Here is a 22,912-nt window from a genome sequence, read left to right as displayed (position 1 = left end):
GGAAGCCGGCCTGCCAAAGCCGGCATCTGGATCCGGGCCGGCCATGCAAGATACATGCCGCCGGCCTTTGCATTGCGCCAGATTCCGGGCTACAATGCCGGCTTCACGACCAAATGGGCGGGTATTCACCGCCCTTTTTTTTTGGCGTTTGTTTTTTGGCCCCGGCAAAAAAGCCGGCGCGGCCTGATTGACTGGAACCGGACAGAGCGCATACACGTGGCATTGCAGCAAATCGTTGAACAGACCGTTGCCGGGCTGGGTTATGACCTGGTGGAGATCGAGCGCTCCGCAGGAGGCTTGCTGCGCATCACCATCGATATGCCCTGGACGGCGCCCCAGGACGGCGAGACGCCTGCACCCGAACAGTTCATCACCGTCGAGGATTGCGAAAAGGTCACGCGGCAATTGCAGTTTGCCCTGGAGGTCGATGGGATCGACTACCAGCGCCTTGAAGTCTCCTCGCCTGGTATCGACCGGCTACTGCGCCATGAGCAGGACTTCATCCGTTTCCAGGGCGAGGTGGTCGATCTGACACTCAAACAGCCCATAGGCGCGGCGGCGGGCGGGGCGGTGGCGGCCAATCGCAAGAAATTTCGTGGTGCGCTGGAGCGCGCCGCAGACGGTGGCTGGCAGATCGTCTGGAGCGATGCGCCACCTCCCAAGCCTGGCCAGCGCGTCAGCAGCAAACGTGCTCCGGTGCCGCTGCAGGTCATGGGCTTCGCGCTCGATGAGCTGCGCGAGGCCAGGCTGGCTCCCATCGTGAATTTCAAGGGCCGGGGGCCAGGGGCACGCCAGGCGCGGACTGACCGGTCTTGCCAAAAAGGATTCGGGCTACCGCCATGGGCGTACAGCCAGCGCGTGCTCGCAGGGAAAGAGAAACAGGAGAGTCGCCTTTATGAACCGCGAATTGTTGATGTTGGTGGATGCCATTTCGCGCGAGAAGAACGTCGAGCGCGATGTGGTGCTGGGCGCTGTCGAGGCCGCGCTGGCGCAGGCCACCAAGAAGCTCTACCAGGGCGAGGTGGATATCCGGGTGGCCATCGACCGCGACAGCGGCGAGTACGAAACCTTCCGCCGCTGGCTGGTGGTGCCCGATGACGCCGGGTTGCAGAATCCCGACGCCGAAGAGCTGCTGATGGACGCGCAGGAGCGTGCCGAAGGCATCGAGGTGGGCGAATACATCGAGGAGCAGGTCGAGTCCGTGCCCATCGGGCGCATCGGTGCCATGGCGGCCAAGCAGGTCATCTTGCAGAAGATCCGCGACGCCGAGCGCGAGATGCTGCTGAACGATTTCATGAGCCGGGGCGAAAAAATCTTCACCGGCACTGTCAAGCGCATGGACAAGGGCGACATCATCGTCGAGAGTGGCCGCGTCGAAGGCCGCCTGCGCCGCGGCGAGATGATCCCCAAGGAAAACCTGCGCAACGGCGACCGCGTGCGCGCCATGATCATGGACGTGGACTTGACGCTGCGCGGCGCGCCCATCATCTTGTCGCGCTCGGCGCCTGAATTCATGATGGAGCTGTTTCGCAACGAGGTGCCTGAGATCGAGCAGGGCCTGCTGGAGATCAAGAGCTGCGCGCGCGACGCGGGCAGCCGCGCCAAGATTGCCGTGCTCAGCCACGACAAGCGCGTCGATCCCATCGGCACCTGCGTCGGCGTGCGCGGCACGCGCGTGAATGCCGTGACCAACGAGCTGGCCGGCGAGCGCGTGGACATCGTGCTGTGGTCGGATGATCCGGCCCAGTTCGTAATCGGCGCGCTGGCGCCGGCCAACGTGCAGTCCATCGTGGTCGATGAGGAAAAGCACGCCATGGACGTGGTGGTCGATGAGGAAAATCTGGCGATTGCCATTGGCCGAGGCGGGCAGAACGTGCGCCTGGCGTCCGACCTCACGGGCTGGAAGATCAACATCATGGATGCAGCGGAGAGCGCGCAGAAGCAGGCCGAGGAGTCCAGCACGCTGCGCCAGCTGTTCATGGAAAAGCTGGATGTGGACGAGGAAATCGCCGACATCCTGATTGCCGAAGGCTTCGAGAGCCTGGAAGAGGTGGCCTATGTGCCGCTGTCGGAAATGCTGGAGATCGAGAGCTTCGACGAGGACACCGTGAACGAGCTGCGCGCCCGTGCCAAGGGCGCGCTGCTGACCATGGAAATCGCTCGCGAGGAAACCGTGGGCCGAGTGTCCCAGGACTTGCGCGAGCTGGAAGGCCTGACGCCCGAGCTGATCGAGAAGCTGGCCGCCGGCGGAGTCAACACACGGGACGACCTGGCAGACCTGGCCATCGACGAGCTGACCGAGCTGACCGGTCAGACCGAGGACGAGGCCAAGGCGCTGATATTGAAGGCGCGCGAGCACTGGTTTGCTGCGGGGCAGGAATAAAGGTCAGGGGAGATCGAAACGCATATGTCGAACAACACTGTCGCGGAGTTCGCCTCCGAACTCAAAAAATCGCCTGAAACCCTGCTGGCCCAGCTCAAGTCTGCCGGCGTGAGCAAGAAGTCCGCCGCCGATGTGCTGACTGAGGGTGACAAGCAGGCCTTGCTGGCGCACTTGCAGGCGGCCCATGGAACGGCGGGCGCAGACCGCAAGAAAATCACGCTGACCAAGAAATCCACCAGCGAGATCAAGCAGGCGGATGCCTCGGGCCGTGCCCGCACCATCCAGGTCGAAGTGCGCAAGAAGCGCACTTTCATCCGCCGCGATGACCCGGCCGAGGCGCCTGCCGCCCCGGCGCCGGCGCCTTCCGCCGAGGATCAGGAACTGGCCCGCCGCGCCGAAGAGGCCGGGCGCCAGGCCGAGCTGATCCAGCGTCAGGAGCGTGCCTTGGCCGAGGAGCGCGCCGAGCGCGAGCGCCGTGAACAGCGCGAGCGCGAGGCCGAGGAGCGTGCCGCCGCCTACGCCGCCCAGCAGGCCGAGAAGAAGGCTCAGGAAAGCGCCGAGCGCGAGGAGGCGCGCCGCGAGGCCCAGGCCGAGGCTGAGGCCCGCGCTGCCGCGCAGGCCGAGGCCCGCGCCAAGGCCGAGGCCGAATCGCAGGCGCGCGCCGCCGAAGAGGCTGCCCGCGCCGCTGATCTTGAGGATCGCCGCCGCAAGGCGCTGGCCGAGGCCGAGGCGATCCGCGCCATGATGGCCGCGCCGCGCAAGGTGCTGGTGGCCAAGAAGCCCGAAGAGCCCAAGCCTGCCGCCGCTGCCGCCAAGACGGCGGCAGGCGGCGCCGACGCCAAAAAGGGCACGCTGCACAAGCCTGCCGGTGGAGCCGCAGGCGCACGCACGGGCGCCGCTGCCGGTGCCGGCAAGGAGGTCAAGTCGGCCAAGCTGTCGTCCAGCTGGGCCGGCGACGCCGCCAAGAAGAAGGAGATCAAGACGCGCGGCGACAGCAGCGGCGGCGTCGGGCGCAACAGCTGGCGTGGCGGGCCGCGTGGCCGCCGGGGCGAGCGGGGCGACGAGCGCCAGCAGGCCCAGGCGCCCGCCGAGTTCCGCGCCCTGGAAGTCCACGTGCCCGAGACCATCACCGTGGCAGAACTCGCGCACAAGATGGCCATCAAGGCCTCCGAGCTGATCAAGGTGCTGATGAAGATGGGCCAGATGGTCACCATCAACCAGCCGCTGGATCAGGACACGGCCATGATTGTGGTCGAGGAGATGGGCCACACCGCCAAAGTGGCGGCGCTGGACGACCCGGAAGCCTTCACCGACGAGGAAATGTCCGGCCAGCAGGCCGAAGCGCTGCCGCGCGCTCCAGTGGTCACCGTCATGGGCCACGTCGATCACGGCAAGACCTCGCTGCTGGACTACATCCGCCGCTCCAAGGTGGCGGTGGGCGAGGCGGGCGGCATCACGCAGCACATCGGCGCCTACCACGTCGAGACGCCGCGCGGCATCGTCACCTTCCTGGACACGCCCGGCCACGAGGCCTTCACGGCGATGCGCGCCCGTGGGGCGCAAGCCACCGACATCGTCATCCTGGTGTGCGCTGCCGACGACGGCGTGATGCCGCAGACGCGCGAGGCCATCAAGCACGCCAAGGCGGCTGGGGTGCCCATCGTCGTGGCCATCACCAAGTCGGACAAGCACGAGGCCAACCCGGAAAAGGTCAAGCAGGAGCTGGTGGCCGAGGAGGTTGTGCCCGAGGAGTACGGCGGCGACTCGCCCTTCGTGGCCGTGTCGTCCAAGACCGGCCTGGGCATCGACGAACTGCTGGAGCAGGTGCTCTTGCAGGCCGAGGTGCTGGAGCTCAAGGCTCCGGTGGAAGCCATGGCCAAGGGCCTGGTCATCGAGGCGCAACTGGACAAGGGCCGAGGCCCCGTGGCCACGGTGCTGGTGCAGTCGGGCACGCTCAAGGTTGGCGACATCGTGCTGGCCGGCCAGACCTATGGCCGAGTGCGCGCCATGACCGACGAGGATGGCCGCACCACCAGGGAGGCCGGCCCCTCCATCCCGGTGGAAATCCAGGGCCTCACGGAAGTGCCGCAGGCCGGCGACGAATTCATGGTGCTGTCCGACGAGCGCCGCGCCCGCGAGATCGCGACCTATCGCGCCGGCAAGTTCCGCAACACCAAGCTGGCCCGCCAGCAAGCCGCCAAGCTGGAGAACATGTTCGCCGACATGCAGGCCGGCGAGGTGCAGCAGCTGCCCATCATCATCAAGGCCGATGCGCAGGGTTCGCAGGAGGCGCTGGGCCAGTCGCTGCTCAAGCTCTCGACCGACGAAGTCAAGGTGCAGCTGGTCTATGCCGGCGTGGGCGGCATCAGCGAGTCCGACGTGAACCTGGCGCTGGCCTCCAAGGCCATCGTCATCGGCTTCAACGTGCGCGCCGACGCTGGCGCGAGGAAGCTCGCCGAGTCGCACGGCGTCGATCTGCGCTACTACAGCGTCATCTATGACGCAGTGGAAGAGCTGAAAGTCGCCATGTCCGGGATGCTGGCGCCCGAGCAGCGCGAGGAAGTCATCGGCAGTGCCGAGATCCGCACCGTGTTCGTGGCCTCCAAGATCGGCACCGTGGCCGGCTCCTACATCACCTCGGGCTTCGTGCATCGCAACGCGCGTTTCCGCCTGCTGCGCGACAACGTGGTCATCTATACCGGCGAGGTCGAGTCGCTGCGCCGCATGAAGGACGACGTCAAGGAAGTGCGCGAGGGCTTCGAGTGCGGTATCAAGTTGAAGAACTACAACGATATCCGCGAGGGCGACCAGCTCGAATTCTTCGACATCAAGGAAATCGCGCGCACGCTGTGAGGCGTGGCGTGAGCGATACAGCGGACGAAGAACGACGATGGCTGCACGCAAGTCTCCCTCGGCCCAGCACCGCGGCTTCAAGGTCGCGGATCAGATCCAGCGCGACCTCACGGAGCTGATCCGCGAGTTGAAAGACCCGCGCATCGGCATGGTGACCCTGCAGGGCGTGGAGGTCACGCCCGACTACGCCCACGCCAAGGTGTTCTTCAGCGTGCTGGTCGGCGATGCCGAGGCCTCGCAGGAGGCGCTCAAACAGGCCGCCGGCTTTCTGCGCAACGGCCTGTTCAAGCGCCTGCACATCCATACTGTGCCGACGCTGCATTTCGTCTATGACCGCACGACCGAGCGCGCAGCCGACATGAACGCGCTGATCGCCCGCGCCGTGGCCTCGCGTTCCAAGGACGACGAAGCACCATGACCGCGCGCGCTCCCCGCATCCGGGTGCAGCGGCGCCCGGTGCACGGAGTGCTGCTGCTGGACAAGCCCCTGGGCCTGTCTTCCAACGACGCCCTGCAGAAGGCCAAGTGGCTGCTGCGCGCCGAAAAGGCCGGCCACACCGGCACGCTCGACCCGCTGGCCACCGGCGTGCTGCCGCTGTGCTTTGGCGCGGCGACCAAGTTCAGCGCGCTGCAGCTCGATGCCCCCAAGACCTACGAAGCCATCGCCCTGCTGGGCACGACCACCAGCACCGGCGACGCCGAGGGCCAGGTGCTGCAGCAGCGCAGCGTCGATGCGGCGCAGCTTGCGCCCGAGCGCCTGGAGGCGGTGCGCCGGCAGTTCCTGGGCCGCATCCGCCAGGTGCCGCCCATGTACAGCGCGCTGAAAAAAGAGGGCCGCGCCCTGTATGAGTACGCGCGCGCCGGCATCGAGGTCGAACGCCCCGCCCGTGAAGTCGAGATTTTTGAGCTGAATCTGGCTCAAACCCTTGCAGGACAAGCGCTGCCAGCTATAAAAATAGTAGTTCGCTGCAGCAAGGGCACCTACATCCGCACGCTGGCCGAGGACATCGGCAACGCACTGGGCTGCGGCGCGCACCTGGCGGCCCTGCGCCGCATCGAGACCGGCGGCCTGGACGCGGCGCGCTGCATCACCCTGGCCGAGCTGGAGGCTCTGTCCGAGCCGGCACGCCTGGCGCAGGTGCTGCCGGTGCAGACGTTGCTCAGCCGCCATGTGCCCATCACCCTGGATGAAGAGGATGCTGGGCGCTTTTTGTCCGGCCTGCGCCGGCGCGGCCCCTGGCCCGATGCAGCGGCCGTGGCCGTATATGGCCGCCAGCCCCAGGCGCTGCTGGGTGTGGGCCATGTGCGCGGCGGCGAACTGATTGCCGACCGGCTGCTCAGCCCGCTGGAAATCCAACAGATGCTGCAGCCCCCGGAGCATCCGCCGCCCGAGCGTCCGCCTGATCGCCCGCCCGAATCTGCGCCTGCCAGCGCCGCCCCTGAAACTTTGTCCAGACATCCAAACAGACCCCTGGCACCCGCCACGTCACGACACTGCCATGAGCAAACAAATCCGCAACATCGCCATCATTGCCCACGTTGACCACGGCAAGACCACCATGGTCGATCAGCTGCTGCGCCAGTCCGGCACCTTCGCTGCCCACGAAAAAGTGGTCGATACGGTGATGGACAACAACGCCATCGAGCGCGAGCGCGGCATCACCATCCTGGCCAAGAACTGCGCCGCCTCCTGGAAGGGCACGCACATCAACATCCTGGACACCCCTGGCCACGCGGACTTCGGCGGCGAGGTCGAGCGCGCGCTGTCCATGGTGGACGGCGTGGTGCTCTTGATCGACGCGCAGGAAGGCCCCATGCCGCAGACGCGCTTCGTGACCAAGAAGGCGCTGGCGCTGGGCCTCAAGCCCATCGTCGTGGTCAACAAGGTGGACAAGCCCGGCGCCAATCCCGACAAGGTGGTCAACGCCGCCTTCGACCTGTTCGACAAGCTGGGCGCGACCGACGAGCAGCTGGACTTTCCGGTGGTCTATGCCTCGGGCATCAACGGCTGGAGCGCGCTGGAGCAAGGCCAGCCGGGCGAGCAGTGGGGGCCGGACATGTCGGCTCTGTTCGACACCATCCTGAGCCATGTGCCGGTAGCCGGCGGTGATGCCAGCGCGCCGCTGCAGCTGCAGATTTCGGCGCTGGACTACTCCACCTTCGTCGGCCGCATCGGCGTGGGCCGCATCAACTCGGGCGTGCTCAAAGCCGGCCAGGACGTGCTGGTCATGCACGGCATCGATGGCGACAGCTATCGTGGCCGCGTGAACCAGATCCACCAGTTCCAGGGCCTGGATCGGGTGCAGGTCAGCGAGGCCGGCCCCGGCGAGATCGTGCTCATCAACGGCATCGAGAACGTGGGCATCGGCGAGACCATCACCGACCCGGCCAGGCCCCATCCGCTGCCCATGCTCAAGATCGATGAGCCGACGCTGACCATGAACCTCGGCGTCAACACCTCGCCCCTGGCCGGGCGCGAGGGCAAGTTCGTCACCAGCCGCCAGATCTGGGATCGGCTGCAAAAGGAGCTGCGCTCCAACGTCGCGCTGCGCGTGAAGGAAACCGCCGAGGACGGCGTGTTCGAGCTCGCCGGCCGCGGCGAGCTGCACCTCACCATCTTGCTGGAGGAGATGCGCCGCGAGGGCTATGAGATGGCCGTTGGCAAGCCGCGCGTGGTCTTCAAGGAAATCGACGGCGAGCGCTGCGAGCCGATCGAGCTGGTCACCGCCGACATCGAGGAAGGTCACCAGGGCGGCGTGATGCAGGCGCTGGGCGAGCGCAAGGGCGAGCTGGTGAACATGGAAAGCGATGGCCGGGGCCGCGTGCGCCTGGAATACCGCATCCCGGCGCGTGGCCTGATCGGCTTCACCAACGAATTTTTGAACCTGACGCGCGGCTCGGGCCTGATCAGCAACATCTTCGACGGCTACGAGCCGCACCGTGGCGACATCGGCGGGCGCAAGAACGGCGTGCTGATCAGCATGGACGACGGCGAGATCTTCACCTATGCCCTGGGCAAACTCGACGACCGGGGCCGCATGTTCGTGCGCGCCAACGACCCGGTCTATGAGGGCATGATCGTCGGCGTCCACAACCGCGACAACGACCTGGTGGTGAACGCCACGCGCACCAAGCAGCTGACCAACTTCCGCGTGTCCGGCAAGGAAGACGCCATCAAGGTCACCCCGCCCATCGACCTGACGCTGGAGTACGGCGTCGAATTCATCGAGGACGACGAGCTGGTCGAGATCACCCCAAGAGCATTCGCCTGAGAAAGCGCCACCTCAAGGAGCACGAGAGGAAGCGCGCCAGCCGCGAAGGCGCCTGAGGCCGGCCCGCACCTTCGGCCCGAACTTCCAGCCCAAGCCCCAGCCTGCCGAAAGCGCCCGCCATGACTGCTGCTGCTGCCACCGCTGCACTGCCCGCCAAAGCTGGCCTGACCCATGGCCGCGCTGTCTGGCTGATGGCTGCGGCGGCGCTGATGTGGTCGATCGCCGGCGTGGTCACGCGCCACCTGGAGCAGGCGCGCAGCTTCGAGATCACCTTCTGGCGCAGCTTCTTCATGCTGCTGTCGCTGCTGGTCATATTGCCGCTGCTGCGCGGGCGCACGGCCTTTGCGCCACTCCTGCGCGCCGGCCTGCCGCTATGGGTCTCGGGCGTGTGCTGGAGCGTCATGTTCACCGCCTTCATGGTCGGCATCACCCTGATGCCGGTGGCCAACGTGCTGGTGACCATGGCGGCTGCGCCGCTGCTCACGGCGCTGGTAGCGCGCGTGTTCATCGGCCACCGCATCGCGCCGCGCACCTGGGGGGCGATTGCCGCCGCCGGCGTGGGCATGGTCTGGATGTATGGCGCCGAAGTCGGCCAGCTCTCGCCCGTGGGCCTGGGCGTGGCGCTGTGCATTCCGATCGCCGCCGCCATCAACTGGACGGTGGTGCAGCGCGCCCAGGGCCAGGGCCTGGCGGTCGATCTGGTGCCGGCGGTGTTCATCGGCGCGTTGCTGTCGGCGCTGGCCACGCTGCCCTGGGCGCTGCCCTTTGCCGCCTCGGCGCGCGACCTGGCGCTGCTGGGCCTGCTGGGCCTGGTGCAGCTGGCCATCCCCTGCGTGCTGGTGGTCTATTGCGGCCGCGTGCTCAAGGCACCGGAAATTGCGCTTTTGGGCCTGCTGGAGGTCATCTTCGGCATCCTGCTGGCCTGGGTCGGTGCGGGCGAACAGCCCGCGCCCGCCGTGCTGATGGGCGGTGCGCTGGTCATCGCCGCCCTGGTTTTCAACGAACTGCTTGGATGGAAGGAGCAACAACCATGACGGACAACAACCACAACAACAACCAAGGCGCCAGCAAGAACGCCAGCGACATCGTGGCCGAGGTGCGCGGGCGCGTCGGCTGCATCACGCTGAACCGGCCCCGCGCGCTGAACGCCCTGTCGCTGCAGATGGTGCGCGACCTGATGGCCGCGCTGCTGGCCTGGCAGCACGACGAGCAGGTGCTGGCCGTGGCCATTCGCGGCAATGGCCGCGACGGTGCCTTCGGGGCGTTTTGCGCTGGTGGCGACATCCGCTTCCTGCACGCCGCCGGCACCAGTGGCAACCCCGAGCTGGAGGACTTCTTCACCGAGGAATACGCCCTCAACCACCTGATCCACACCTTTGGCAAGCCCTACATCGCCTTCATGGACGGCATCGTCATGGGCGGCGGCATGGGCATCAGCCAGGGCGGCAGCCTGCGCATCGTGACCGAGCGTACCAAGATGGCCATGCCCGAGACCATCATCGGCCTGTTCCCGGACGTGGGCGGCGGCTATTTCCTGTCGCGCTGCCCGGGCCGGGTGGGCGAGTGGCTGGCGCTCACCGGCGAGACCATAGGCGCGGCGGACGCCATCGATTTCAAGCTGGCCGATGGCTTCCTGCCGTCCGATCAGCAGGCCGCCGTCTGGGAGCAGCTCGGCACCCAGCAGTTCGCCAACGGCCAGGCGGTGCAGGATTTTGTCGCTTCCAAATTCGTAGCTGCTGGCGCAGGCCAGACAAGCGCTGTAGCCCAGATCGACCAGTATTTTGCGCTGCCCGATGCCACCGCCATCGTGCAGGCGCTGGAGGCTGCCGACGGTGAGTGGGAGCGTGCCACCGCCGCTCTGCTGCGCAAGCGCTCGCCGCTGATGCTGCATGTGGTGCTGGAGCAGATCCGCCGCGCGCGCGACATGTCGCTGGCCGACGACCTGCGCATGGAGCGCGACATGGTGCGCCACTGCTTCTACCTGCGCCCGGGCCAGAGCGAGACCGTGGAGGGCATCCGCGCCCTGGCGGTGGACAAGGATCACAGCCCGAAGTGGCAGCCCGCGCGCGTCGAGGACGTGGCGCCCGAGCTGGTGCAGGCCTTCTTCGACAGCCCCTGGCCGGCGCACGCGCATCCGCTGGCGGCGCTATCGTAAGAATAGCTGTCGGCGCTTGCTGTATAAGGCTTTGAGCCGGTTTTGATGAAAAAAGCAGTCCAATCGGACTGCTTTTTTCATGGCTTGTTTGCTGGGCGCGCCGCCTGGCGTCGCTTAAGCTGGCGCCATGGCCCACATCACTTTTTCCCCGCCCTATGTTCCGCCCTGCCATGTCGTGCAGCAACTGCGCGACCGGGGCTATGCCGTGCTGCGCCCGGCGGACACGGCGGCCTGGGCCGGCTGCAGCCTGGAGCAATTGCAGGCCCTAGAGCCAGACTGGGACGACCTGCCGCCCGATGAATACCTCAGGGACGGGGGCCGCTACCGCAACCGGCGCCATGCCAGCTTTGTCTGGCAGGCCGGCGCGCTGCAGCAGGCGGCGCACCGCGCGCACTACCAGCCGGTCGAATACAACGCGCTGCACGGCGGAATGCGCCGCTGGTTTGCGCCCATGCTGGCTGCCAGCACGGCGCTGCCCGGCTGGCAGGCGCTGCTGCAGGCGGTGGCCGACACCACGCGCCAGGCGCTGGCGCCGCAGGAGCAGCGCTGGTTCGTCGAGGCGCACCAATTCCGCATCGACACCGAAGGCGGCATTGGCCGGCCCACGCCCGAGGGCGCGCACCGCGATGGCGTCGATCTGGTGGCCGTTTTCCTGGTCGCGCGCCAGGACGTCAAGGGCGGGGAGACGCGCATCTTCGAGGCCGCCGGCCCCAATGGCCAGCGCTTCACCCTGAGCGAGCCCTGGTCGGTCATGCTGCTCGATGACGCGCGCATGATCCACGAGACCACGCCCATCCAGCCCGAGGACGGGCATGGCTGGCGCGACACCCTGGTGCTGACCTGCCGCAAGGGTGCTTTTCTGGGCGATGATGTTTCTTCAATCCACGCCCCTGGCGCGGCGCAGCCCTGATCGGCCCTGCAGCTTTCCTGCCGCACACACCGCAATTGCAACAACGAAGGAGGTAACAACCATGTTCCAGAACATCCTGGTGCCAGTCGATGGCTCGGAGACATCCATGAAGGCCGTGGCCAAGGCCGCTGGCCTGGCCAAGGCCTTTGGCAGCCGGGTCACGGTGATGTATGTCATCGACCCCTATCCGTTCACCGGCGTCGGCGCCGACTTTGCCTACGGCCAGGCGCAATACCTGAGCGCCGCCACGGCAGAGGCCAATGCCGCGCTGGATGCGGCCCGGGCAGCGCTGACGCAGGCCGGCGTCGAGCGCGTGGAAACCACGGTGGGCGAGGGCCACGCCATCCACGACGGCATCATGCGCGCCGTCGAGAGTGCTGGCGCCGACCTGATCGTCATGGGCTCGCATGGCCGGCGCGGCCTGGAAAAGCTGGTGCTGGGCAGCGTGACCCAGCGCGTGCTGGGGTGGTGCATGTGCCGGTGCTGGTGGTGCGCGACTGACGCCGTGCGCGGCTGATGGCCAGTCCCCTGGCCACAACGAAAACGGCTGCCGAGGCAGCCGTTTTTCATGGGTGCTCCAGGAGGTGATCCTGGCGGCGCGCCATCACATGCGCTCGAAGATGGCGGCAATGCCCTGGCCGCCGCCGATGCACATGGTCACGAGGGCGTAGCGGCCCTGGATGCGCTGCAGTTCGTGCAGCGCCTTGACGGTGATCAGCGCGCCGGTGGCGCCGATGGGGTGGCCCAGCGAAATGCCCGAGCCGTTGGGGTTGACGCGGGCCGGATCCAGCCCCAGGTCGCGCGTGACGGCGCAGGCCTGGGCGGCAAAGGCCTCGTTGGCCTCGATCACGTCCAGGTCGGCAGCCGTCAGACCGGCCTTTTTCAGCGCTGCCTGCGTGGCCGGCACCGGGCCTATGCCCATGTACTTGGGATCGACGCCGGCGTGGGCATAAGCCACCAGGCGCGCCATAGGCTTGGCGCCGCGCGCCTGGGCGGCCTTGGCGTCCATCAGCACCAGGGCAGCGGCGGCGTCGTTGATGCCCGAGGCGTTGCCAGCCGTCACCGTGCCGTTTTCCTTGGCGAACACCGGTTTGAGCTTGGCCATGTCATCCATGGTCGCGCCGCTGCGGAAATGCTCGTCGGTGGCGTACTGGACTTCGCCCTTTCTGCTCTTGAGCACGACCGGCACGATCTGCTCCTTGAAGTAGCCCGCCGCCGTGGCGCGCTCGGCGCGGTTGTGGCTCTCCACGGCCAGGCGATCCTGATCCTCGCGCGTGATGCCCCACTTGGCGGCGATGTTCTCGGCCGTCACGCCCATGTGGATGTTGTGGAAGGGGTCGTGCAGGGCGCCGATCATCATGTCGATCATCTTGAAGTCGCCCATGCGCGCGCCCCAGCGGCTGGTGAGACTCGCATACGGCGCGCGGCTCATGACCTCGGCGCCGGCGCCGATGGCGATGTCGGCGTCGCCCAGCAGGATGCTTTGCGCCGCCGAGACCACGGCCTGCAGGCCCGAGCCGCACAGGCGGTTGACGTTGAAGGCCGGCGTGGATTCGGCGCAGCCGCCCTCGATGGCGGCCACGCGCGAGAGGTACATGTCGCGCGGCTCGGTGTTGACGACGTGGCCGAAGACCACGTGGCCCACGTCCTTGCCCTCGACCTGGGCGCGCGCGAGCGACTCGCGCACCACAGTGGCGCCCAGCTGGGTGGGCGGCACGTCCTTGAGACTGCCGCCAAAGGTGCCAATGGCGGTGCGCACGGCGCTGACGACGACGACTTCACGGGTCATGGTTTCTCTCCTGTTGTGATGAAAAGAGTGATGAAAAATGGCGCAAAGCCTTGTGTGGCAAGCGCTGGCAGCTATGATTTTTGCTGATTGTTGCTCAGGCGTCGCGCACGTCGGCGACAGGCTGCTGGCCAAAGTCGGGGCGCGCCAGCCAGGCCAGCACGCGCCGCGCCGCCTCGTCGGGCGAGGTCAGCAGGCCGCCGGCCTTGAGCTGGGCGAAGTTGCCGGCATCGGGAAAGTGCGCCGGCTCGGCGCTGCGCAGCTGCACCTGCATGTCGGTGTCGATGACGCCTGGCGCCAGCGAGCACACGCGCGCGCCGTGCGGCTTGCCGGCCTCGTCCAGCGCCAGGCAGCGGGTGAAGTGATCCATGCCGGCCTTGGCTGCGCAGTAGGCGGACTGCGAGGCCATGGCACGCCGGCCCAGGCCCGAGGAGATGTTGAGCACCTTGCGCGGTACGCCCCAGCCTTCGGTGGCGCCCAGGAAGGCGGCGCTCAGCAGCATGGGCGCCTCTAGGCCGACGCGCAGGGCGCGCGCCAGCTCCAGCGGGTCGCTGGCCGACAGCGGGGCGATGGCCGGGATGACGCCGGCGTTGTTGATCAGCGTGGCGCTGGCCCAGGGTGCGGCACGCTGCGCCTGCAGCCATTGGCGCAGCTGCTGCGCCGCCGCAGCGCCATCGCTCAGGTCCAGCGTCCACTGCTCCAGGGCGCTGCCGGCGCTGGCCTGCAGCCCGGCGTTGGTCTGGCGGGCGATGCTGATGACGTGGTGGCCAGCGTCCAGTAACTGGCGCGCCAGGGCCAGGCCCATGCCGCGCGAGCCGCCGGTGAGGATGGTCAGATGAGGGGGGAGGTCTGGGGAGCAGTCATGGCGCAATGGTAGCCGCGGCGGCTGGTGCCCTGGCGGGCTGCCAAGGTGGCGGCGAGGGGGGCGACAGCGAAGGTAGCGGCGACGACAGGAAGGGGCAGGGCGAGGCCAGCCGCAGCACGCCGCCATGCACCGGATGCGCCAGCTCCAGCGCGCTGGCGTGCAGCAGCAGGCGCGGTGCGCGTGCCTGCGCGGCAGCGCCGGCATACAGTGCATCGCCCAGGATGGGGTGGCCGATGTGCGCCAAGTGGACGCGCAGCTGGTGCGTGCGTCCGGTCAGCGGCTGCAGCTCCAGCAGCGCGGCGCTGCCATCGCTGGCCAGCATGCGCCAGCGCGTGCGGCTGGCCTTGCCCTGGGCGTGATCGACCTTTTGCCGGGGCCGCTGCGGCCAGTCGGGCATCAGGGGTGCGTCGATCTCGGCCCAGCCGCCCTCGCCGGCGTAATCTTCTGGCGGGGCTGGGCAGCCCTGCACCACGGCGAGGTAGCGCTTGGCGATCTGCTGCGCGGCAAAGGCCTGGCCCAGGGTGCGCTGCACGGCGGGGCTGCGCGCCATCAGCACCAGGCCGGAGGTGGCCTGATCCAGGCGATGCACGATGAGCGCATCGGGCCAGCGCTGCTGGGCGCGTGCGCTCAGGCAGTCCTGCTTGTCGGCGCCGCGCCCGGGCACGCACAGCAGCCCGGCGGGCTTGTCCAGCGCCAGCACATGGTCGTCGGCGTACAGGCAGACCAGGTCTGCAGGGGCGGCCCCATCCGCAGCCAGCGCCGGCAGCATTCGCTTACCCGCCATGGATCAGCCGATCCACCGTGGCGCACAGCTCCTGCACGTCGTTGGGCTTGTGGATCAGCGCGCGCGCGCCCTCGGCCAGGGCTTGCTGCTCGATGTCGGTGCTGACGTAGCCCGAGGCCAGGGCGATGGGCAGGTCGGCGCGGATGGCGTGCGCCGCGCGCACCAGCTCCAGCCCGGAGAAGCCCGGCATGTTGTAGTCGGTCACCAGCAGGTCGTAGCGGGCGGGCGCCTCGCGCAGCGCCTGCAGCGCTTGGCGCGGGTCGGTGAAGCCGCTGACCACGTAACCCCGGCGGCGCAGCAGGCGCTGTAGCAAAAACACCAGTGCTTCGTCGTCATCGACGTACATGACGTGGCGCTTACTGTCGGGCGCCGGCAGCGGCGCCGGGGCGGGCGCAGCCGGCAGGGCGGGCGGGGCAGCGGCCAGGGCCTCGGCCTGGGAGCCTGGGGAGATGGCCGGAAAGTACAGCGTGAAGCAACTGCCCTGCCCGGGCGTGCTCTGCACGTCCACCGCGCCCTGGTGGGTGCGCATCACGCCATGCACCACGGCCAGGCCCAGGCCGGTGCCCTGGCCGACCGGCTTGGTAGTGAAGAACGGCTCGAACACGCGCGACAGCATGGCCGCGTCCATGCCCGGGCCGTCATCGCGCACAGTGAGGGTCACGTAGCGCTCGGCGCTCAGGCCCAGGCGCTCGCGCAGGCGCTGGGGCGGCTGGGCCGTGGCCACTTCGACCTGGATGTGGCCGTGGCGGCTGCCGATGGCGTGGACGGCGTTGGTACACAGGTTGAGCAGGGTCTGCTCGACCTGGGTGGCGTCGGCCAGCACGATCGGCAGATCCGGCGCTTCGTGCAGCGACAGCTCGATCTGCGGCGGCAGGGTCACGCGCAGCAGGCGCTGGGCCTCGTGCGCCACCGTGCCCAGGGCGACGGCGCTGCGCGCGGGCGGCTCGTTGCGGCTGAAGGTGAGGATCTGGCGCACCAGGTCGCGTGCGCGCCGGCCTGCCTTGTCGATCTCCAGCAGGCTCTCGTAGGTGGCGCTGCCGGGCTGGCAGCCCTCGCGCGCCAGCGCCACGTTGCCCAGGATGGCGTGCAGGATGTTGTTGAAGTCGTGCGCGATGCCGCCGGCCATGGTGCCCATGGCCTGCATCTTGTGCGATTCGCGCAGCTGCGACTCCAGCTCGCTGCGCCGCGCTTCCTCGCGCTTTCTGGCCGTCAGGTCGCGCGCGAACACGGTGGTGGTCTCGCCCTCGGCGTGGCGCTCGAAGGACACGCTGATCTCCACCGCCAGCTCGCGCCCGGAGGCGGTGAGCGCCGTCATCTCGCCCAGCACGGCCTGGGTGGTGAGCTGGGCGAAGGCCAGCATCTGCCCGGCCTTGGGGATGAAGCGGGTGATGGGGCTGCCCAGGGCGTCGCTGGCCGCGCACTGGAACAGCATGGCCGCCGTGGGATTGAAGACCGTGATGCGCTGGTGCTGATCGACGCAGATGATGGCGTCCAGCGCCGAGTTGATCACGGCCTCCAGCCGGCTCTCGCTGGCGTGCAGCTGGGCGTTGCGCTCTTGCAGTTCGGTGGCGCTTTTTTGCAGCGCGCGGCGCTCGGCCAGCAGCGGCCCCTGGTCAATGACGGCGCACAGGAACTGCGCCTGCGGCGCTTCGTCCTCGCTGCTGGGTGCCTCGATGCTGGCGATGTGCAGATCGCCCGTGATCTGGCGCTGCTGGTCGATGCGCAGCACGACTTCGGTGGCCTCGGCGCGGCCCTGCTGCAGTGCCTGCGCGAAGGCGGCGCGCACGCGCTCGGTGTGCGCCGGATGCACAAAGGGCAGCAGGGCCGTGAGGGGGCGATCCTCCTCGCGCGGCTGGAAGGAGCGGTGCGCCATGGAGTTGGCCTGGATGACCACATCGTGTTCGTCGAGCACCATCAGCGCCAGCGGCACGTTGGCAAACAGCGCCTCGAAGCGCTCGCCGGCGCTCTCGGCCACGGCCTGGCTGTAGCGCAGGATGCGGTTGTGCGCCTCCAGCTCGGCCTTGGAGGCGCGCAGCTCCTGGATCAGCATGGCCACGTCGCCGTGTACGCGCCCGGTGCTGCGGCGCTCCACCGGCCTGGGCGGCCCCTGGGCTTCACCCTGCGCGGCCTGCGACTGGAACAGGGGCGTCAGGTCGGGGCGCTGGTGCATGGCAGGCGCAGGCGCGGCGGGCGGTTCAGCGCACCGACAGCAGCTCGACCTCGAAGGTCAGCGTGGCGTTGGGTGGGATGACGCCGCCGGCGCCGCTCGTGCCGTAGGCGATGGCCGGCGGGCAGGTCAGGCGGGCCCTGCCGCCGGGCTTCATGTGCTGCAGGCCTTCCGTCCAGCAGGGGATGACGCGGTTGAGCGCAAAGTCGATGGGCTGGTCGCGCTTGTAGGAGCTGTCGAACTCCTTGCCGTCGGCCAGCGTGCCCCGGTAATGCACCCGCACGGTGTCGGTGGCCTTGGGCGAGGTGCCGCTGCCCTCCTTGAGCGATTCATAGACCAGGCCGCTGGGCATGGTCACGGGGGCTGCGGCAATGGGGGCGCTCTCGGCAAAGGCGGTGGAGCTGGCCAGCAGGGTGCCGGCAAGGGCGAAGTGGATCAGGCGCATGGGTTGGAGCATGGGGTGGGGCATGGAATGCGGCAGATTGCCAGAAAAGAAACGGGGCCACGATGGTATGGCCCCGCAGGATGTCATGCAGCGCGCTGCGCCATTGCCGTCATTCGGGTTCGCTCAGCGGCACGCACGAGCAAAACAGGTTGCGGTCGCCATGCACGTTGTCCACGCGGCCCACCGGGCTCCAGTATTTGCTGCGGCGCAGACTGGGTACGGGATAGGCGGCGATTTCGCGCGGGTAGGGGCGCGTCCACTCGGCGCCCAGCAGGCTCTCGGCAGTGTGCGGGGCGTTCTTGAGCGGGTTGTCGCCCTGTGGCCAGACGCCTTGCTCGATCTGCCGGATCTCGCCCCGGATGGCGATCATGGCGTCGATGAAGCGATCCAGCTCGGCCAAGTCCTCGCTCTCGGTCGGCTCGACCATCAGCGTGTTGGCCACCGGAAAGCTCAGCGTGGGCGCGTGAAAGCCATAGTCGATCAACCGCTTGGCCACGTCCTCGGCCATGACGCCGCTGGACTCCTTGAATTGGCGCAGGTCGAGGATGCACTCGTGCGCGACGTGGCCGTTGGCGCTGGCGTACAGCGTGGGGTAGTGATCCTTCAGGCGCGCGCTGATGTAATTGGCGCTCAGGATGGCGACTTCGGTGGCCGCCGTCAGGCCCGGCGCGCCCATCATGCGGATGTACATCCACGAGATCGGCAGCACGGCGGCGTTGCCCAGCGGCGCGGCGCTGACGGCTCCGACCGTGCCGGCCATGCCCGCCGTGGCGTGCCCGGGCAGGTAGGGCACCAGGTCTTGCACCACGCACACCGGCCCCACGCCCGGGCCGCCGCCGCCGTGCGGGATGCAGAAAGTCTTGTGCAGGTTCAGGTGGCTCACGTCGCCGCCGAACTCACCCGGTGCGGCCACGCCGACCAGGGCGTTCATGTTGGCGCCATCGACATAGACGCGCCCGCCGTGCCGGTGTACCAGCTCGCACAGCTGCTTGACCTCGGTCTCGAACACGCCGTGCGTGCTGGGGTAGGTGATCATCACGCAGGCCAGGCGTTCGCTGTGCTGCTCGCACTTGGCCTTGAGGTCGGCCATGTCCACGTTGCCGTTGTCGTCGCACCTGGTGACCACGACCTGCATCCCGACCATCTGCGCGCTGGCCGGGTTGGTGCCGTGCGCGCTGCTGGGGATCAGGCAGATGTTGCGCTGCGTGTTGCCCTGGGCCTCGTGCCAGGCGCGAATGGCCAGCAGGCCGGCGTATTCGCCCTGGCTGCCGGCGTTGGGCTGCAGGCTCACTCCGGCGTAGCCCGTAGCCTCGCACAGCCACTGGCGCAGCTGCGCGTCCAGCTCGTGGTAGCCAGCCAGCTGATCGACCGGGGCGAAGGGATGCACGAGCGCAAACTCCGGCCAGGTGATGGGGATCATCTCGCTGGTGGCGTTGAGCTTCATGGTGCAACTGCCCAGCGGGATCATGGTGCGATCGAGCGCCAGATCCTTGTCCGACAGGCTGCGGATGTAGCGCAGCATGGCCGTCTCGCTGTGGTGCGTGTTGAACACCGGGTGCGTCAGGAAGGCGCTTGCGCGGCGCTGCGCCGGCGCGATCAGCGTGTCCACGCCCATCTCGAAGTCGGCGAACTGCGGTGCGTTCTGGCCGTCCTGGGCGAAGACCTGCCACAGCAGCTCGATGTCGGCGCGGGTGGTGGTCTCGTCCAGCGCGATGCCCAGCCGGTTGTCGGCATGGATTCTCAGGTTCGCGCCCATGGAGACAGCGCGGGCAGCTATTGTTTCGGTAGCGTTTCCGGTGTCCAGCAGCAGCGTGTCGAAGCTGGCCTGCGGGCGCAGCGGCGCGCCCAGGCTTTGCAGGCCCTGCGCCAGGATGGCGGCGTAGGTGGCGATGCGCCGGGCGATGCGCGCCAGGCCCCCGGGGCCGTGATAGACAGCGTACATGCTGGCGACGACGGCGGGCAGCACCTGCGCCGTGCAGATGTTGGAGGTGGCCTTTTCGCGGCGGATGTGCTGCTCGCGCGTCTGCAGCGCCAGGCGGTAGGCCGGCTTGCCATGCACGTCCACGCTGACCCCCACCAGCCGCCCGGGTAGCGAGCGCTTGTAGGCATCGCGGCAGGCCATGTAGCCGGCGTGCGGGCCGCCTGCTCCCATCGGCATACCGAAGCGCTGCGTGCTGCCGACGACGATGTCCGCGCCCCATTCACCGGGCGGCACGATCAGGGTCAGCGCCAGCAGGTCGGCGCAGGCGATCACGGCGGCGGCGCGTGCATGGGCCTTTTCGGCAGCGGCGCGCAAGGACTGCACCTCGTCGATGCGCCCGCAGGTCGCCGGGTACTGCACCAGCAGCGCGAAATACTCGCCTTGCACCGCCGTGTCCCACTCCTGGCCGGCGCTGGCCAGCACGACCTCGATGCCCAGGGGCGCCGCGCGCGTGCGGATGACTTCGATGGTCTGCGGATGGGCATCTGCGGACACGATGAAGCGGTTGCTGGCCGCCTTGACCGAGCGGCGCGCCAGTGTCATGGCCTCGGCGGCGGCAGTGGCCTCGTCGAGCATGGAGGCATTGGCGATGTCCATGCCCGTCAGGTCGGTGACCATGGTCTGGAAGTTGATCAGCGCCTCCATGCGGCCCTGGCTGATCTCGGCTTGGTAGGGCGTGTAGGCGGTGTACCAGGCGGGGTTTTCCAGCACGTTGCGCAGGATGACGCCGGGTGTGTGCGTGCCGTGGTAGCCCTGGCCGATGAAGCTCCTGAGCAGACGGTTCTTGCCGGCGATTTTTTTCAGCTCGGCCAGCGCGGCTGCCTCGGTGGTGGGGGCGGGCAGCGCCATGCTGCTGGCGCGGGCGATCGAGCGCGGCACGATGGAGTCCACCAGCGCCCGGCGCGAGGCCACGCCGATGGCGGACAGCATGTGCGCTTGGTCGGCAGCATCCGGGCCGATGTGCCGGGGCAGGAACTCGGCGGCGTTTTCCAGCGCGGCCAGGGGCAGGGCGTCGGGCATCTGCATGATGGAATCTCGATTTTGCTATGTAAAAAATAGCTGCCAGCGCTTGTCTGGCAAGGGTTTAAGCGGGTTTTGACTATAAAACCAATGGCTGCCGCCTGGTGTGGGTACGGGGCAGCCAGGCCGGTGCATCAGGCGTTGGCGGCGAACTCGGCGTAGGTGGTTTCGTCCATCAGGCCGGCCAGCTCCTGCTCGTTGCTCAGCTTGACCTTGAAGAACCAGCCGGCACCCAGCGGGTCGGAGTTGGCCAGCGAGGGGTCGGCGCGCAGCGCCTCGTTGACCTCGACGATCTCGCCCGAGACTGGCATATAGACGTCCGCCGCCGCCTTGACCGACTCGACCACGCCGGCCACTTCGCCCTGCTGGAAAGTGGCGCCCACGGCGGGCAGATCGACGAACACCACGTCGCCCAGCGCGTCCTGCGCGTGCAGCGTGATGCCGACCACGGCAGCGGTCGGCTCGGCGGTGTTGATCCACTCGTGATCCTTGGAATACTGGATGCTCATCGCGGGTTCTCCGGAAAGTCAGAAAAGAAAAGAAGAAGGGAAGGGAAAGGAAAAACAGATCGCAGGCGGACGCGGTGCGGCGTCCGCTGGCACTGTAGCGGCGCTGGGCGCAGCTTTTCAGCCCCGGTGGTAGCGCGGTGCGACAAAGGGCGTGGGCGCTACCCGCATGGGCACGCGCTTGCCACGCACGATGGCAAACAGCTCGGTGCCGACCTTGGCGTGGGCCGGCTGCACATAGCCCAGGGCAATGGGCTGGTCGAGCACCGGGCTGAGCAGGCCGCTGGTGACCTGGCCGATCGGCTGGCCGTCGGCATCCTGCAGCTCGCTGCCCTCGCGCACGGGGATGCGCTCGCTGGCCAGCAGGCCGACGCGCTTGCGCTGCAGCCGGCTGGGGTCGTCGAGTTGTGCCAGCACCACGTCGGCGCCCGGAAAGCCGCCGGCGCGCGCGCCGCCCGTGCGGCGCACCTTCTGGATGGCCCAGCCCAGCGCGGCCTCGGGCGGGGTGGTGCTGGTGTCGATGTCGTTGCCGTACAGGCACAGGCCGGCTTCGAGCCGCAGCGAGTTGCGCGCGCCCAGGCCTATGGGCTTGACCTCGGGCTGCTCCAGCAGCGCGCGCGCCAGTGCCTCGGCGTTCGCGGCGGGCACGGAAATCTCGAAGCCATCCTCGCCGGTATAGCCGCTGCGCGTGATGAACAGCGGCACGCCCTGCCAGTCGAACAGCGCGCCGCTCATGAAGACCAGTTGCTGCACATCCGGCACCAGCCGCGCCAGGGCGGCAGCGGCCTGCGGGCCCTGCAGCGCCAGCAGGGCCTGGTCGGGCAGCGGGCGCACTTCGCAGCGGCTGCCGATGCGCTCGCGGATATGGGCGATGTCGCCCACCTTGCAGGCGCCGTTGACGATCAGGAACAGGATGCCCTCGCCCTGGTTGAAGAACATCAGGTCGTCGATCACGCCGCCGGCATCGTTGAGCAACAGGCCATAGCGCTGGCGGCCCACCGGCAGGTCGATGACATCGACGGGCATCAGGCTCTCCAGCGCGGCGGCGGCATCCGGGCCGGCCAGCAGCAGCTGGCCCATGTGCGACACGTCGAACAGGCCGGCCTGCTTGCGCGTGTGCTGGTGCTCGGCCAGCAGGCCGCTCGCGTACTGCACGGGCATGGAATAGCCGGCAAAGGGCACCATGCGTGCGCCCAGCTCCAGGTGCAGGGCGTGCAGCGGCGTCTTGAGCAGCGAATCGGCGGCGGGGGCGGTGGTCATGCGGAACAGGCTCCGAGGCAAATGGTGGTGCGGCCCGCCCTGCGGCGCGCCACGGTATTTGCCCGGCTGTCCTCTTGACCTGAGAGATTCACCCGCTGAGGGTCTGGCCCCGGGGTTTGCTCCTTCGGTGGGCCGGCTCAATCGTGCGCGTCCGGCCTCTCTCCAGCAAGGGAAACGCCCGCATCCCTGCGCGCGCCTGGTCAGTCCTTTTGCCTGAGCGTTCGGCTGCTGCCTGCGCCTTCGGCGGTGCCGCATACAGCACTCTCTCCTGACGCGGCGGATTCTAAGCGTGCCGCCGCTCAGATTTCCAGTCTTCTTGGCTGGCGGGGATAACGCACAGTTGACAAGGCCGGACAACAGCCCCGGACAGGCTTTTTGCCAAGCCCCCACCCGGCGGTAACCGGGCGGGGCTGTGGTCAATGTCTTGCGCCCCGGTAAGAGCGCCTTGATGGGGATGAAGTATGCGCGCCGGCGCGTGGATGGATTTGCCGAATTTCCATGAATTCATGCGCTTCATAGAAAAATT

At 68.2% G+C, this 22,912-nt stretch carries 14 protein-coding genes, 4 pseudogenes and 2 riboswitches; of the genes and pseudogenes, 10 read left to right on the top strand and 8 right to left on the bottom strand.

Features of this window, described 5'->3' with window-relative positions; genetic code table 11:
* Window positions 1-216 precede the first annotated feature (216 nt).
* The 10 genes and pseudogenes from rimP to IDM45_RS07300 all read left to right on the top strand — a co-directional run.
* Window positions 217-783: pseudogene (gene rimP, locus IDM45_RS07345) on the top strand (ribosome maturation factor RimP); the annotation flags it as partial.
* Between the two features lie 112 nt (window positions 784-895).
* Complete coding sequence (nusA, locus tag IDM45_RS07340) at window positions 896-2,383, top strand: transcription termination factor NusA (RefSeq protein ID WP_209422261.1); 1,488 nt, start codon at window positions 896-898, stop codon at window positions 2,381-2,383.
* Window positions 2,384-2,407: 24 nt separating this feature from the next.
* Window positions 2,408-5,236, top strand: coding sequence for a translation initiation factor IF-2 (infB, locus tag IDM45_RS07335; protein WP_209422260.1), 2,829 nt, complete (start codon window positions 2,408-2,410; stop codon window positions 5,234-5,236).
* Window positions 5,237-5,273: 37 nt separating this feature from the next.
* A complete protein-coding gene (gene rbfA, locus IDM45_RS07330; RefSeq protein WP_209422259.1) occupies window positions 5,274-5,654 on the top strand; it encodes a 30S ribosome-binding factor RbfA in 381 nt (126 codons plus the stop codon).
* A pseudogene (gene truB / locus IDM45_RS07325) lies at window positions 5,651-6,619 on the top strand (tRNA pseudouridine(55) synthase TruB); the annotation flags it as partial. The gene rbfA and the pseudogene truB, both read left to right, overlap by 4 nt.
* Window positions 6,620-6,734: 115 nt before the next feature.
* Window positions 6,735-8,563, top strand: a pseudogene (gene typA / locus IDM45_RS07320) (translational GTPase TypA).
* A 63-nt stretch (window positions 8,564-8,626) separates the two neighbouring features.
* Window positions 8,627-9,541, top strand: coding sequence for a DMT family transporter (locus IDM45_RS07315; RefSeq protein ID WP_232654204.1), 915 nt, complete (start codon window positions 8,627-8,629; stop codon window positions 9,539-9,541).
* A complete protein-coding gene (locus IDM45_RS07310) occupies window positions 9,538-10,662 on the top strand; it encodes an enoyl-CoA hydratase/isomerase family protein (RefSeq protein WP_209422257.1) in 1,125 nt (374 codons plus the stop codon). The genes IDM45_RS07315 and IDM45_RS07310 overlap by 4 nt, the downstream gene beginning before the upstream one ends.
* Before the next feature lie 127 nt (window positions 10,663-10,789).
* Window positions 10,790-11,572: a 2OG-Fe dioxygenase family protein gene (locus IDM45_RS07305; RefSeq protein WP_209422256.1), complete on the top strand. Its 783-nt coding sequence runs from the start codon at window positions 10,790-10,792 to the stop codon at window positions 11,570-11,572.
* 61 nt (window positions 11,573-11,633) lie between these two features.
* A pseudogene (locus IDM45_RS07300) lies at window positions 11,634-12,073 on the top strand (universal stress protein).
* Between the two features lie 103 nt (window positions 12,074-12,176).
* Here the strand turns inward: IDM45_RS07300 and bktB are convergent.
* The 8 genes from bktB to gcvT all read right to left on the bottom strand — a co-directional run bounded on the left by bktB (window position 12,177) and on the right by gcvT (window position 22,386).
* Window positions 12,177-13,361 carry a beta-ketothiolase BktB gene (gene bktB, locus IDM45_RS07295; RefSeq protein WP_209422255.1) on the bottom strand — a complete coding sequence of 395 codons (1,185 nt, stop codon included), beginning with the start codon at window positions 13,359-13,361 and terminating at the stop codon, window positions 12,177-12,179.
* A gap of 94 nt (window positions 13,362-13,455) precedes the next feature.
* A complete protein-coding gene (locus IDM45_RS07290; RefSeq protein ID WP_267912105.1) occupies window positions 13,456-14,229 on the bottom strand; it encodes an SDR family NAD(P)-dependent oxidoreductase in 774 nt (257 codons plus the stop codon).
* Window positions 14,219-15,007 (bottom strand): RluA family pseudouridine synthase, encoded by a 789-nt coding sequence (locus tag IDM45_RS07285; protein ID WP_232654208.1) that lies wholly within the window; start codon window positions 15,005-15,007, stop codon window positions 14,219-14,221. Before IDM45_RS07285 ends, IDM45_RS07290 begins: the two co-directional genes overlap by 11 nt.
* The gene (locus IDM45_RS07280) at window positions 14,997-17,177 is read right to left on the bottom strand and encodes a PAS domain-containing hybrid sensor histidine kinase/response regulator (RefSeq protein WP_209422254.1); all 2,181 of its coding nucleotides are present in this window, start codon (window positions 17,175-17,177) and stop codon (window positions 14,997-14,999) included. Before IDM45_RS07280 ends, IDM45_RS07285 begins: the two co-directional genes overlap by 11 nt.
* A 25-nt stretch (window positions 17,178-17,202) precedes the next feature.
* Complete coding sequence (locus IDM45_RS07275) at window positions 17,203-17,619, bottom strand: FKBP-type peptidyl-prolyl cis-trans isomerase (protein ID WP_209424041.1); 417 nt, start codon at window positions 17,617-17,619, stop codon at window positions 17,203-17,205.
* A 109-nt stretch (window positions 17,620-17,728) separates the two neighbouring features.
* The gene (gene gcvP, locus IDM45_RS07270) at window positions 17,729-20,626 is read right to left on the bottom strand and encodes an aminomethyl-transferring glycine dehydrogenase (RefSeq protein ID WP_209422253.1); all 2,898 of its coding nucleotides are present in this window, start codon (window positions 20,624-20,626) and stop codon (window positions 17,729-17,731) included.
* A gap of 128 nt (window positions 20,627-20,754) precedes the next feature.
* Window positions 20,755-21,129 (bottom strand): glycine cleavage system protein GcvH, encoded by a 375-nt coding sequence (gene gcvH, locus IDM45_RS07265; RefSeq protein WP_209422252.1) that lies wholly within the window; start codon window positions 21,127-21,129, stop codon window positions 20,755-20,757.
* A 117-nt stretch (window positions 21,130-21,246) separates the two neighbouring features.
* Window positions 21,247-22,386 (bottom strand): glycine cleavage system aminomethyltransferase GcvT, encoded by a 1,140-nt coding sequence (gene gcvT / locus IDM45_RS07260; protein ID WP_209422251.1) that lies wholly within the window; start codon window positions 22,384-22,386, stop codon window positions 21,247-21,249.
* 56 nt (window positions 22,387-22,442) lie between these two features.
* A riboswitch (glycine riboswitch) is annotated at window positions 22,443-22,562 on the bottom strand.
* Window positions 22,563-22,577: 15 nt separating this feature from the next.
* Window positions 22,578-22,667: riboswitch (glycine riboswitch) on the bottom strand.
* Between the last annotated feature and the right edge of the window lie 245 nt (window positions 22,668-22,912).

Origin of the sequence: Melaminivora jejuensis (assembly GCF_017811175.1) — a bacterium.
Taxonomy (GTDB): Bacteria; Pseudomonadota; Gammaproteobacteria; order Burkholderiales; family Burkholderiaceae_C; genus Melaminivora; species Melaminivora jejuensis.
The sequence above is the reverse complement of the archived record's forward strand: the minus strand, read 5'-3'. Positions and strand labels throughout refer to the sequence as shown.

Bases quoted from the DNA above. Each gene is read 5' to 3' on its own strand.
- nusA (WP_209422261.1), top strand. From the start codon at position 896: ATGAACCGCGAATTGTTGATGTTGGTGGATGCCATTTCGCGCGAGAAG.
- infB (WP_209422260.1), top strand. From the start codon at position 2,408: ATGTCGAACAACACTGTCGCGGAGTTCGCCTCCGAACTCAAAAAATCG.
- rbfA (WP_209422259.1), top strand. From the start codon at position 5,274: ATGGCTGCACGCAAGTCTCCCTCGGCCCAGCACCGCGGCTTCAAGGTC.
- IDM45_RS07315 (WP_232654204.1), top strand. From the start codon at position 8,627: ATGACTGCTGCTGCTGCCACCGCTGCACTGCCCGCCAAAGCTGGCCTG.
- IDM45_RS07310 (WP_209422257.1), top strand. From the start codon at position 9,538: ATGACGGACAACAACCACAACAACAACCAAGGCGCCAGCAAGAACGCC.
- IDM45_RS07305 (WP_209422256.1), top strand. From the start codon at position 10,790: ATGGCCCACATCACTTTTTCCCCGCCCTATGTTCCGCCCTGCCATGTC.
- bktB (WP_209422255.1), bottom strand. From the start codon at position 13,361: ATGACCCGTGAAGTCGTCGTCGTCAGCGCCGTGCGCACCGCCATTGGC.
- IDM45_RS07285 (WP_232654208.1), bottom strand. From the start codon at position 15,007: ATGGCGGGTAAGCGAATGCTGCCGGCGCTGGCTGCGGATGGGGCCGCC.
- IDM45_RS07280 (WP_209422254.1), bottom strand. From the start codon at position 17,177: ATGCACCAGCGCCCCGACCTGACGCCCCTGTTCCAGTCGCAGGCCGCG.
- IDM45_RS07275 (WP_209424041.1), bottom strand. From the start codon at position 17,619: ATGCGCCTGATCCACTTCGCCCTTGCCGGCACCCTGCTGGCCAGCTCC.
- gcvP (WP_209422253.1), bottom strand. From the start codon at position 20,626: ATGCAGATGCCCGACGCCCTGCCCCTGGCCGCGCTGGAAAACGCCGCC.
- gcvH (WP_209422252.1), bottom strand. From the start codon at position 21,129: ATGAGCATCCAGTATTCCAAGGATCACGAGTGGATCAACACCGCCGAG.
- gcvT (WP_209422251.1), bottom strand. From the start codon at position 22,386: ATGACCACCGCCCCCGCCGCCGATTCGCTGCTCAAGACGCCGCTGCAC.